This is a genomic window from Streptomyces javensis (assembly GCF_039525925.1).
Taxonomy (GTDB): Bacteria; Actinomycetota; Actinomycetes; order Streptomycetales; family Streptomycetaceae; genus Streptomyces; species Streptomyces asiaticus.
In genome coordinates this window covers 89,605-101,300 of record NZ_BAAAIF010000037.1, presented here as the reverse complement: position 1 = coordinate 101,300, position 11,696 = coordinate 89,605, and the positions used below count along the sequence as shown (strand labels likewise).

Sequence of the window (11,696 nt, the reverse complement as noted above, 5' to 3'; positions counted from 1 at the left end):
CCCGGCCCCGGCCCAGCCCCAGACCTCGCCGCAGCAGCCGCAGGGCGCGCCGCAGCAGCCGCAGACCCCGGCGCAGGGCGCGCCCGCCCCCGGGGGGCCCATCGACTACCAGCACCCGGGCCGCCGTACGGCCGCGCCGCCCACGCCCCCGCCCACGGCGCCGCCCGCCGCCCCGGGACAGCCCGCCCAGCCGGTCGCGGGCGACGCCTCCGGCTGGTCCATGGACGAGCGGCTCTACAACCAGGTCTGGGGAATGTTCGAGGACCTGGCCCGGACGACCGCGGCCTACCGCAGCGCCGTGGACTTCGCCGAGTCCCGTATGGAGCAGGAGCTGGACCGGGTGCTCTCCGACCCGCGCACCCGGGTGGGCCCGGCCGCCGACTCCGCCCGTGCCGAGGCGCGCGCCAAGCAGACCGACCTCGTCGAGCAGGCCCGGACCGCCCTCGACCGCGATCTGGCGCAGCTCATCGCCGAGACCGAGGTGGTGGAGCCCGCGCTGCCGTACGCCTACGCCCGCTGGGACAGCCCGGTGTGGCAGGCGTACCAGGTGCCGATGGAGGTCCCCATGGCCCTGCGCCTGGGCGATCTGCACCTTCCGGAGCGCGCCGATCTGCGCATCCCCATGCTGGTGCGGCTGCCGCTGGAGCGGGGGCTGTGGATCGACGCCGGGCGCTCGGGCTCGTTCGACGGGCCGGCCGACTCCGGTGAGCTGCGCAGGCTGGCCGCGGACGCGGCGGTGGCGATCGCGGCGCGGATGCTGGCCGTCTATCCGGCCGGGGAGTTCGCGGTGCGTGTGATCGACCCGGCGGGTTCGGCCGCGGGCTCGTTCGCGCCGCTGGTGGGGGCGGGGGTGCTGGCCGAGCCGCCGGCGGCCGGGGCCCAGGGGGTCTCGGCGGTGCTCGCCGCGCTGACCCAGCGTGTCGACCTGGTGCAGATGGCGATCCGCAGCCGGGCCACGGACGCGCTACCGCCGGATCTGGACACCGCCGAGCAGCTGCTGATCGTCCATGACTTCCCGCACGGCTTCGACGACCGGGCCGTCACCCAGCTGCGCTATCTGGCGGACGAGGGGCCTTCGGTGGGCGTCCATCTGATGATGGTCGCCGACCGCGAGGACGCGCGCGCCTACGGTCCGGTGCTGGACCCGCTGTGGCGGTCGCTGCTGCGGCTCACGCCGGTGGCCGACGACCACCTCGCCGACCCCTGGGTGGGCCATGCGTGGACCTATGAGCCGCCGATGGTGCCGCCGGGCAGCCGGGTACTGGACCAGGTGCTGGGGGAGGTGGGGAGGGCGGCGCAGGCCCTGAGGGCGGCCCGGGCCCGCCAGTCCTATGGCGGCTGATCAGGGCTGACCTCGCCTTGGCCAAGCTCTGACCAGGGCTTTTGCCTTTCTCTTTACTGTCTCATGGGGATTCCTGTACTCTCTTTTACGCGGAGGGGAGTACTCCTTAGCGGTGTTCCCGTCACCACGGATTCCGTCCGGCACCAGGAGGCCGGACGGAATCCCGGGACATCGGTCCATGGCGCGGTCCACGGGCGGAAGAGACCTCCGGCAGCGACGACGCTGAGCCTGCCGTACGAATGCCGGAGGAACCGTGGACGTATCCGTGACCATGTGGGGGCTGACGATCATCGGCCTCTGCGCCCTGATCGCCGTCGACTTCTTCATAGGCGGCCGCAAACCGCATGAGGTCTCCATCAAGGAGGCCGGGATCTGGACCGCGGTCTGGGTCGCCCTCGCCGGGCTCTTCGGGCTCGGGCTGCTGGTCTTCGCGGGCGGCCAGCCCTCCGGCGAGTTCTTCGCGGGCTTCATCACCGAGAAGTCGCTGAGCGTCGACAACCTCTTCGTCTTCGTCCTGATCATGGCGAAGTTCGCCGTGCCGACGATCTACCAGCAGCGCGTGCTGATGGTGGGTGTGCTGATCGCCCTGGTGCTGCGCGCGGTCTTCATCGCCGCCGGCGCCGCGATCGTCTCGACCTTCGCCTGGGTCTTCTACATCTTCGGCGCCTTCCTCATCTGGACGGCCTGGAAGCTCATCCAGGAGGCGCGGGCCGATGAGGAGGAAGAGGAGTTCGAGGAGAACCGGCTGCTCAAGGCGGTCGAGAAGCGATTCCCGTCCACCGACCGGTACCACGACACCAAGCTGTTCATCGTGGAGAACGGCAAGCGGCTGATGACCCCGATGCTGATCGTCATGCTGGCGATCGGCACCACCGACGTCCTCTTCGCGCTGGACTCGATACCCGCGATCTTCGGCCTCACCCAGGACCCGTACATCGTCTTCACCGCCAACGCCTTCGCGCTGATGGGCCTGCGCCAGCTGTACTTCCTCATCGGCGGCCTGCTCAAGAAGCTGGTCCACCTCTCGTACGGGCTGTCGATCATCCTCGGCTTCATCGGCGTCAAGCTGGTGCTGCACGCGCTGCACGAGTCTGGGGTGCATGTCCCGGAGATCAGCATCCCGGTGTCGCTCGGCGTCATCTGTGCGGTGCTCGCCGTCACCACGGCCACCAGTCTGTACGTCTCGAAGAAAAAGGCCCTGGTGGAGGCGGGGAGCGGGGAGGACCGGACCCGGGACAAGGACAGCGTCGACGTCTGACGGCGCCTGCGGCGGCACCGCCCTGACGGCGCACGAGAGCGCCCCACGGCGTCCGACAGCTCTGTCCCTCCCGGACTCCGGGAGACGGGCTCACACAGCCGCCTCCCCGGCCTCCAGAGGCCGTACGGCCGGCCGTCCACCATCCGGACGGTCGGCCGTCGGCCGTGTCTCCGGCAGCAGGGCGAAGCAGCCCAGGCTCAGCAGCGCCACGGCGATCAGATACGCGGCGACGCCCCAGGGTGGACCGTCGCCGTGGGACACCGCCGTCGCCACGATCGGGGTGAGCGCCCCGCCCAGGACGCCCGCCAGGTTGTAGCCGAGCGCCGCCCCCGTGCAGCGCACCCGCGCCTCGAACAGCTCGGGCAGATAGGCCGAGGTCACGGCGAACATGGTGATGAAGGCGACTAGCGCGCCCAGGAAGCCGAGGAACATCAGCGGCGGCTCGCCGGTGCGCAACAGCGCCACCAGCGGAAACATCCACACCACGACGGCCACGCACCCCACCAGGCACATTGGCCGCCGCCCGAAGCGGTCGCCGAGATGGGCCGCCAGGGGCGTCAGGGCACCCAGGACCGCCACGGCCGCCATGACGCAGCCCAGCAGGGTGGTGCGGGCTACTCCGAGCCGCTCCGTGCCGTACGCCAGCGACCAGGTCGTGACCGCGTAGAAGACGGCGTAGCCCACCGCGAGACCGCCCGCGGTCAGCAGGACCAGCCGCCAGTGGCCGCGCACCACCTCGGCCAGCGGAGCGGCGGCTCGCTCACCGCGCTCGGCCAGCTCCCGGAACCGCGGGGACTCGGTCACCTGGGCCCGCAGCAGCAGCCCGGCGCCCGCCAGCAGCCCCGCGCCCCAGAACGGCACCCGCCACCCCCAGGACCGGAACTCGCCGTCGCTCAGCGTGGCGGACAGGGTCAGCATCGTGCCGTTGGCCAGCAGAAAGCCGATGGACGGGCCGACTTGCGGAAAGCCCGACCACAGCCCGCGCCTCGCGGCGGGAGCGTGCTCGGCGGTCAGCAGCACCGCGCCGCCCCATTCGCCGCCCAGCCCCAGCCCCTGGAGGAAGCGCAGCACGAGCAGCAGGACGGGGGCGGCGATGCCGATCGAGTCGTAGGTCGGGACGAAACCCACGGCGACGGTCGCGAGACCGGTGAGCAGCAGCGAGGCGATGAGCACCGGACGGCGCCCGTGGCGGTCGCCGAGGGGCCCGAAGAGCATCGAGCCCAGCGGCCGGGAGACGAAGCCGACGGCGAAGGTGCCGAAGGCGGCGAGGGTGCCGGCCAGCGGCGAGAAGGTGGGGAAGAACAGCGGGCCGAGGACGAGCGCCGCGGCCGTGCCGTAGACGAAGAAGTCGTAGAACTCGATCGCCGTGCCGACCAGGGACGCGGCGGCGAGGCGGACCATGGACGGAGGGCGGTCATGCTGCGGAGGGCGGTCGTGCTGCATGACGCGACAACCGCCCAGGCCCGCCGGGGGTCACGGGGCGTACGGAGGCGCGCGGCGCTCCGGAGCCGTGCGAGCGTCGCTACCAGCCGCGCTCGCGCCACTCCCCGAGGTGCGGGCGCTCGGCGCCGAGGGTGGTGTCGTCGCCGTGGCCGGGGTAGACCCAGGTCTCGTCGGAGAGCTGGTCGAAGAGCTTGGTCTCCACGTCGTTGATCAGGCTCTCGAACGCCTTGGGATCCTTCCACGTATTGCCGACGCCGCCCGGGAACAGACAGTCGCCGGTGAACACATGCGGATGGCCGTGCGGGTCGTCGTAGATCAGGGCGATGCTGCCCGGGGTGTGGCCGACCAGGTGGCGGGCGGTCAGCTCGACCCGGCCGACCCGCAGTGTGTCGCCGTCCGCGACCGGCACATCGGTCGGCACCGGGATGCCCTCGGCGTCGTACCGGCCCGCGTAGGTGCGGGCGCCGGTGGCGTCCACCACCTCACGCAGCGCGTTCCAATGGTCCTGGTGGCGGTGGGTGGTGACGACGGAGGCGATGCCGCTCTCCCCGATCAGGGACAGCAGGGTGTGCGGCTCGGCGGCGGCGTCGATCAGGAGCTGTTCGTCGGTGGCCCGGCAGCGCAGCAGGTACGCGTTGTTGTTCATGGGGCCCACCGCGACCTTCGAGATCATGAGATCGGGCAGTTCGTGCACATCGGCCGGTCCGCCGACCGTCACCACTCCGCTGTAGGTCATGGCCTCAGCCTAGTGCGGGCAGGACGGGCAAGGGACCGTCGGGGCAGGAGAGATCGGCGCCGTCCGTACGGCCGGTGAGCCAGCCCAGCAGCGCGGCGGGGGAGCCGGTGACGGTGACCGGGGACTCGCCGGGGGCGGCGGGGCGGCCGGTGTGCCGGACGTCGCCTTCCCCGGGCCCGGTGACCAGCCGCAGCGGGGGAATATCCGGGCGCCCGGCGAACCTTGTACCAATGAGCACGGTGAGCTGGTTCACGAACGTGGCGGGCAGATCCGCCACGGCGTGGCCGATGCCGAGATCGACATGGTGCAGCTCGACCTCGATGAGGCGGCGCAGCGGCAGCCCGCTGGCCGGCTCCGGGACACCGCCGCGCGGGGTCACCTCGTACGGCAGGCGCTCCGGGGGCAGCGCGGCGACCGCCGCGTCGAAGCGGGCGGCGCTGGTGCGCAGGTCGTCCAGGTGGACGGCGAGCGGCCGGGCGGCATCCCGCCGGATGTCGGCGTCGCGCGTCTCCGCGTCAGGGTACATCGGCGTCTCTTCGCCGGTCCGGGCCCAGGTGAGGAGGTTCACCAGGGCGTCCGCGTTGCGGGCCAGGTGGGCCAGGACATGGCCGCGGGTCCAGCCGGGGAGCTCCGATGGGCGGGCGAGGGAGGCCTCGTCGAGGGCGGCGACGGCGGTCAGCAGCCGGTCGGTCGCCTCCCGCACGGCGGCGGCGTCACGGGCGTAGTCGGCCCCGGCGCGGTCAGTCATGAGCCGACCGTAGTGCGCACCACACGATCGGGTGAAGTCGGCTCCCGTGTCCCGCAAATCGAATGTGCGTGCTATAGGCTCGGTGTGCTGCATCCTTAAGACATCGTCGTCGTGCCCCCATACCCTGGGTTGGGGGCTTCGCTCCGCTCCGCCTCTGCTCCGATCGGCAGGGCCGCCCCGCGAGCGGGCTCGGCGCACCCCGACTCTCTCAAGAAAGGTGCCGACCGGCGTGGCCGACCGTCTCATCGTTCGTGGCGCTCGCGAGCACAACCTCAAGAACGTCTCACTCGACCTTCCTCGCGACTCGCTCATCGTCTTCACCGGGCTGTCCGGGTCGGGCAAGTCGTCCCTCGCGTTCGACACGATCTTCGCCGAGGGGCAGCGCCGGTACGTCGAGTCGCTCTCCTCCTACGCCCGCCAGTTCCTGGGGCAGATGGACAAGCCCGATGTGGACTTCATCGAGGGCCTGTCCCCCGCGGTGTCGATCGACCAGAAGTCGACCTCGCGGAATCCGCGCTCGACGGTCGGCACCATCACCGAGGTCTATGACTACCTCCGGCTGCTGTTCGCCCGTATCGGCAAGCCGCACTGCCCCGAGTGCGGCCGTCCGATCGCCCGCCAGTCGCCGCAGGCGATCGTGGACCGGGTGCTGGAGCTCCCCGAGGGCAGCCGCTTCCAGGTGCTCTCCCCGCTGGTGCGCGAGCGCAAGGGGGAGTTCGTCGACCTCTTCTCCGATCTCCAGACCAAGGGCTACAGCCGCGCCCGGGTGGACGGCGCCACCATCCAGCTGTCCGACCCGCCGAAGCTGAAGAAGCAGGAGAAGCACACCATCGAGGTGGTCGTGGACCGCCTCACCGTCAAGGACAGCGCCAAGCGCCGGCTGACGGACTCGGTGGAGACCGCGCTCGGCCTCTCCGGCGGCATGGTGATCCTCGACTTCGTGGACCTGGCCGAGGACGACCCGCAGCGGGAGCGGATGTTCTCCGAGCATCTCTACTGCCCGTACGACGACCTGTCCTTCGAGGAGCTGGAGCCGCGCACCTTCTCCTTCAACTCGCCCTTCGGCGCCTGCCCGGAGTGCACCGGCATCGGCACCCGGATGGAGGTCGACCCGGAGCTGATCGTCCCGGACGAGGAGAAGTCGCTGGACGAGGGCGCCATCCACCCCTGGTCCCACGGCCACACCAAGGACTACTTCGGCCGTCTGGTCGGCGCGCTCGCCGACGCGCTCGGCTTCCGTACCGACGTCCCCTGGGCCGGGCTTCCGCAGCGCGCCAAGAAGGCGCTGCTCAACGGGCACCGGACCCAGATCGAGGTCCGCTACCGCAATCGCTACGGCCGCCAGCGGGCGTACACTACGGCCTTCGAGGGCGCGCTGCCCTATGTGAAGCGGCGCCACTCCGAGGCGGAGAGCGACGCCAGCCGGGAGCGGTTCGAGGGCTATATGCGCGAGGTGCCCTGCCCCACCTGTGAGGGCACCCGCCTGAAGCCGATCGTCCTGGCCGTCACCGTGCAGGACAAGTCCATCGCGGATGTCTCGGCGATGTCGATCAGCGAATGCGCCGAGTTCCTGCGCGGCATGGAGCTCAGCGCGCGCGAGAAGACCATCGCCGAGCGGGTCCTCAAGGAGGTCAACGAGCGGCTGCGGTTCCTGGTCGACGTCGGCCTGGACTACCTCTCGCTCAACCGTGCCGCGGGCACCCTCTCCGGCGGCGAGGCCCAGCGCATCCGGCTGGCCACCCAGATCGGCTCCGGTCTGGTCGGTGTGCTCTATGTGCTGGACGAGCCCTCCATCGGCCTGCACCAGCGCGACAACCACCGGCTGATCGAGACGCTGGTGCGGCTGCGCGACCTCGGCAACACCCTGATCGTCGTGGAGCACGACGAGGACACCATCAAGACCTCGGACTGGGTGGTGGACATCGGCCCGGGTGCGGGCGAGCACGGCGGCAAGGTGGTGCACAGCGGGCCGCTGAGCGAGCTGCTGGTCAACCAGGAGTCGGTGACCGGGCACTATCTGTCCGGCAAGAAGGCCATCCCGCTGCCGGCGGCGCGCCGGCCCATGGACCCCAAGCGGCGCCTTACGGTCCACGGCGCCCGGGAGAACAACCTCCAGGACATCGATGTGTCCTTCCCGCTCGGGGTGCTCACCGCCGTCACCGGTGTCTCGGGTTCGGGTAAGTCCACGCTGGTCAACGACATCCTCTACACCCATCTGGCCCGCGAGCTGAACGGCGCGCGGGCGGTTCCCGGGCGGCACACCCGGGTCGCGGGCGACGATCTCGTCGACAAGGTGGTGCATGTCGACCAGTCGCCCATCGGCCGCACCCCGCGCTCGAACCCGGCCACGTACACCGGCGTCTTCGACCATGTGCGCAAGCTGTTCGCGGAGACGATGGAGGCCAAGGTCCGCGGGTACCAGCCCGGGCGGTTCTCCTTCAACGTCAAGGGCGGCCGCTGCGAGAACTGCTCGGGTGACGGCACGATCAAGATCGAGATGAACTTCCTGCCGGATGTGTATGTGCCGTGCGAGGTCTGCCACGGCGCGCGCTACAACCGGGAGACCCTGGAGGTGCACTACAAGGGCAAGTCCATCGCCGAGGTGCTGGACATGCCCATCGAGGAGGCCCTGGACTTCTTCGAGGCGGTGCCCACCATCGCCCGCCATCTGCGCACCCTCAACGAGGTCGGGCTGGGCTACGTCCGGCTCGGGCAGCCCGCACCGACCCTCTCCGGCGGTGAGGCCCAGCGCGTCAAGCTGGCGAGCGAGCTCCAGAAGCGGTCGACCGGCCGCACGGTGTATGTGCTGGACGAGCCGACCACCGGTCTGCACTTCGAGGACATCAGCAAGCTCATCAGTGTGCTCTCCGGCCTGGTCGACAAGGGCAACACGGTGATCGTCATCGAGCACAACCTCGATGTGATCAAGACGGCCGACTGGGTCGTGGACATGGGCCCCGAGGGCGGCAGCGGCGGCGGTCTGGTGATCGCCGAGGGCACCCCGGAGGACGTGGCCTCGATCCCGGTCAGCCACACCGGGAAGTTCCTGCGGGACATGCTGGGCGACCGGGTGAGCGATGCCACGGTGCCCGCCGCGCGCAAGGGCGGCGCCCCCGCGAAGAAGGCGCCCGCCAAGAAGGCCGCCGCGAAGTCCACGGCGGCCAAGAAGACCGCGGCGAAGAAGACCGTGGCCAAGAAGGCGGCGGCCAAGACCACGGCCGCCTCCAAGCGGGCGGCCGCGAAGTAGCCCAAGCCGCTGTGCCCGCGCCGCGCAGCCGCTGTGCCCGCGCCGCGCCCGGACCGACCCGGGTGCGGCGCGAGCGCGGGCGCAACGGTTGGGCTCAGGCCAGTTCGGACGCGTAGGGCGGCTCCGCGCCCGCGCGGGAGCAGGTGATCGCGGCGGCGCGGGCGGCGAAGCCCAGCACATCCCGCCAGGCCGCCTCGTCCAGCTTGGCCAGCGCGGGCGCCGACAGCGCCTGGTGCCCCGCGAGCCGGTGCAGCAGCGCGGCGTTCACGGTGTCGCCCGCCCCGATGGTGTCCACGATGTCCACCCGCTCGCCGGGCACCGAGATCACCGAGCCGTCCTGCCGCCGTACGCTCAGCCCCTCCCCGCCATGGGTGAGCACCACGGCCGCCGGACCCGCCGCCAGCCACGCGCCCACGGCCGTCTCGACATCACCCGCGTCCTCCGAGTCGGCCAGCCACCTCGCGTCCTCTATGGACAGCTTCAGCAGGCCGATATGGGGCAGCCAGCCGTGGAAGCGGGCCCGGTAGGCATCGGCGTCGGGGATCAGACCGGTGCGGATATTGGGGTCCAGCGTGGTGAAGACCCCGCGCGCGGCCTCGCGCCGCAGCAGCTCCTCGTACGCGCTCGCGCCCGGCTCCAGCACCAGGGAGCAGGTGCCCAGCGACAGCGCGCTCACCCCCTCGGGAAGGGACGGCGGCAGGGCGAAGAGCCGGTCCGCGGTGCCCTGCACATAGAAGCCGTACCCGGCCGAGCCATCGGCCCCGATGGAGGCGACGGCAAGCGTCGTGGGCTCCTCGCCGCGCTGCACCAGCGCGGTGTCCACGCCGTCCTTCCGCAGCCCCTCCAGCAGCGCCTCCCCGAAGCCGTCCGTGGAGACCCGCGAGCAGAACGCGGTGGGTGAGCCGAGCCGCCCCAGGGCCAGCGCGGTGTTGTACGGGCCGCCGCCGCGCGCGGGGCGCAGCGCGGGCAGCCGGTCACCCGCCGCGGCGCTCGACGTGCGCTCGGGCACGAGGTCGATCAGGGCTTCTCCGGCGACGACGATCACGAGACGGGGTCCTTTCCGGCGAGTCCGGGGGTTCCGGGGAGCGGTGGTCGGTCGGGGGCTTCGGCCACACAGCCGCACGAGGTGCGGTGGACGAAGGCACAGGGCAGCCGTACGGTGCGCGGCGGCCGCCCCGGATTCTCCAGCCGCTCGAGCAGCAGCCGGACGGCGGTGGCGCCGACCTCCCGGCTGGGCTGGGAGATCGCGGTGAGCCCGGGGGAGAAGACATCCGCCCAGGAGAAGTCGTCGAAGCAGACCAGCGCGAGATCGTCCGGCACCCTCAGCCCCGCCGTCCGCAGGGCGCGCAGCGCGCCGATGGTCATCGCGTTGTTCGCGGTGATGATCGCGGTGGGCGGCTCGGGCGAGGCCAGCAGCCGGTGGACGGCGTCCTCCGCGCCCCGCGCCTCGGAGTGGCCCTCGGCCAGCAGCCCGGGGCGGAACGTCAGCCCATGCCGCTCCAGCCCGGCCCGGTAGCCCGCGATCCGCTCGGTGGTGGTGCTCAGCCCCGGCAACCCCGCGACCAGTCCGATGCGGAGGTGTCCGAGATCGGCGAGATGGTCGACCAGCTGTTCGACGGGGCGGGCGTTCTCGGCGCACACCTGGTCGTGGGCGTCGCCGACCAGCCGGTCGAGGAAGACGGCGGGGATCTCACGGCGGTCCAGATACTCCAGCAGCCCGGTGGGCTCGGCCGACGGGGCGACGAGCACGCCGTCCACCCGCCGCTCATGCAGCAGCCGGACGACGGTCAGCTCATGCGCGGGGTCGTCATGCGGATCGGCGATCAGCAGACCGTAGCCCCGCTCCAGGGCGCCGGCCTCGACGCCCTGGAGGATCTCGGTGAAGTACGGATTGCTGATCGCCGAGACGGCCAGGCCGATCGAGCGGGTGCGCGCGGTCACCAGGGAGCGCGCCAGCGTATTGGGGATGTACCCGAGGTCGTCGATGGCGTCCAGCACGGCCTTACGGGTGCCGGGGCGGACCGGCCGGGTCTCGTTGAGCACATGCGAGACGGTGGCCACGGACACCCCGGCGCGCCGGGCGACATCGACCATGGTTGCCATCCGCTGCGGTCCTTAACGTCGAGATCGTCGGGGGAGTCGGTCCAAGGGGGAGTCGGCCCGAGAGGCGTGGGGTCCGTCGGGCTGCTGAGCCGTGCCGGGGGCACGTAACGTATCGCATCGACCGTTCGACGTAAACGTTTGCGCAAACGCTTACGTACGTGCCGGGGGCGGCGGCGAACGGAAGGATCTGTGCCGGTATGGTCGGAGGGCCCCCACACCCCCAGGAGCCGCAGATGTCCAGCCAGCCCGCCTCCCGTCGAACCGTGCTGTGCCGCGCCGCACTGGCCGGAGCCGCCGGGCTCGGGGCGGCGGCCTGCTCCCCGGACGGCTCGGGCAAGAAGGCGTCCCCGACGCCCACCGCCCCCGTCGAGCTCGGCTCGGCCGGTGTCGTGCCGGTCGGCGGCGCCAAGATCTACCGCGAGCAGCGGGTGGTGGTCGCCCAGCCCGCCAAGGGGGAGTTCACGGCGTTCAGCGCGGTGTGCACCCACGCCGGATGCGTTGTCGACACGGTCGAGGACGGCAAGATCACCTGCCCCTGCCACGGCAGCCAGTTCGACGCCCGCACCGGCAAGGTCGTCCAAGGGCCCGCGGAGAAGCCGCTGCCGTCGGTCCCGGTCACCGCGAAGGGCGGACGGCTCGTGGCGGGCCCCGACGCCTGAGCGGACGACACCTGGGTGGGCGCGGTCGGCGACGCGCGGGCGGACGATGCCCGCCCGGCCGCCCGGCGCGCGCCCGGCGCCCCGGCGGACCGCGGAATCCCCAAATCCCCTGGACCTCACCGAACCGCGTCCCGAGGGCACCGGATGTGTCACTCCCCGC

The 11,696-nt window shown here is 71.7% G+C and carries 9 protein-coding genes; 4 read left to right on the top strand and 5 right to left on the bottom strand.

What is annotated here, in order from left to right; translation table 11 throughout:
- A partial coding sequence (locus ABD329_RS28600; RefSeq protein WP_344317113.1) for an export associated protein occupies window positions 1-1,342 on the top strand: 1,342 nt, incomplete at its 5' end.
- Window positions 1,343-1,595: 253 nt separating this feature from the next.
- On the top strand, window positions 1,596-2,600 hold the full coding sequence (locus ABD329_RS28595; protein WP_198281701.1) for a TerC family protein: 1,005 nt from the start codon (window positions 1,596-1,598) through the stop codon (window positions 2,598-2,600).
- Window positions 2,601-2,690: 90 nt separating this feature from the next.
- On the opposite strand, the gene ABD329_RS28590 is transcribed toward ABD329_RS28595, so the two are convergent.
- The 3 genes from ABD329_RS28590 to ABD329_RS28580 all read right to left on the bottom strand — a co-directional run bounded on the left by ABD329_RS28590 (window position 2,691) and on the right by ABD329_RS28580 (window position 5,527).
- Window positions 2,691-4,001: an MFS transporter gene (locus ABD329_RS28590; protein ID WP_198281702.1), complete on the bottom strand. Its 1,311-nt coding sequence runs from the start codon at window positions 3,999-4,001 to the stop codon at window positions 2,691-2,693.
- Window positions 4,002-4,122: 121 nt separating this feature from the next.
- Window positions 4,123-4,779: an MBL fold metallo-hydrolase gene (locus ABD329_RS28585; protein WP_198281703.1), complete on the bottom strand. Its 657-nt coding sequence runs from the start codon at window positions 4,777-4,779 to the stop codon at window positions 4,123-4,125.
- 4 nt (window positions 4,780-4,783) lie between these two features.
- The gene (locus ABD329_RS28580; protein ID WP_344317112.1) at window positions 4,784-5,527 is read right to left on the bottom strand and encodes a maleylpyruvate isomerase family mycothiol-dependent enzyme; all 744 of its coding nucleotides are present in this window, start codon (window positions 5,525-5,527) and stop codon (window positions 4,784-4,786) included.
- Between the two features lie 229 nt (window positions 5,528-5,756).
- Between ABD329_RS28580 and uvrA the strand changes: the two genes are divergently transcribed.
- Window positions 5,757-8,774 (top strand): excinuclease ABC subunit UvrA, encoded by a 3,018-nt coding sequence (gene uvrA / locus ABD329_RS28575; RefSeq protein ID WP_198277467.1) that lies wholly within the window; start codon window positions 5,757-5,759, stop codon window positions 8,772-8,774.
- A 94-nt stretch (window positions 8,775-8,868) separates the two neighbouring features.
- On the opposite strand, the gene ABD329_RS28570 is transcribed toward uvrA, so the two are convergent.
- Together ABD329_RS28570 and ABD329_RS28565 are read right to left on the bottom strand one after the other, a co-directional pair.
- A complete protein-coding gene (locus ABD329_RS28570) occupies window positions 8,869-9,819 on the bottom strand; it encodes a carbohydrate kinase family protein (protein ID WP_198277466.1) in 951 nt (316 codons plus the stop codon).
- On the bottom strand, window positions 9,816-10,877 hold the full coding sequence (locus tag ABD329_RS28565; protein WP_198277465.1) for a LacI family DNA-binding transcriptional regulator: 1,062 nt from the start codon (window positions 10,875-10,877) through the stop codon (window positions 9,816-9,818). The genes ABD329_RS28570 and ABD329_RS28565 overlap by 4 nt, the downstream gene beginning before the upstream one ends.
- Before the next feature lie 233 nt (window positions 10,878-11,110).
- On the opposite strand from ABD329_RS28565, the gene ABD329_RS28560 reads away from it, so the two are divergent.
- Window positions 11,111-11,536, top strand: a complete 426-nt coding sequence (locus tag ABD329_RS28560; protein WP_198277464.1) for a Rieske (2Fe-2S) protein — start codon at window positions 11,111-11,113, stop codon at window positions 11,534-11,536.
- The last annotated feature ends 160 nt before the right edge of the window (window positions 11,537-11,696 follow it).

Coding starts and splice junctions, on each gene's coding strand:
- ABD329_RS28590 (WP_198281702.1), bottom strand. CDS start 4,001: ATGGTCCGCCTCGCCGCCGCGTCCCTGGTCGGCACGGCGATCGAGTTC.
- ABD329_RS28585 (WP_198281703.1), bottom strand. CDS start 4,779: ATGACCTACAGCGGAGTGGTGACGGTCGGCGGACCGGCCGATGTGCAC.
- ABD329_RS28580 (WP_344317112.1), bottom strand. CDS start 5,527: ATGACTGACCGCGCCGGGGCCGACTACGCCCGTGACGCCGCCGCCGTG.
- ABD329_RS28565 (WP_198277465.1), bottom strand. CDS start 10,877: ATGGCAACCATGGTCGATGTCGCCCGGCGCGCCGGGGTGTCCGTGGCC.
- ABD329_RS28560 (WP_198277464.1), top strand. CDS start 11,111: ATGTCCAGCCAGCCCGCCTCCCGTCGAACCGTGCTGTGCCGCGCCGCA.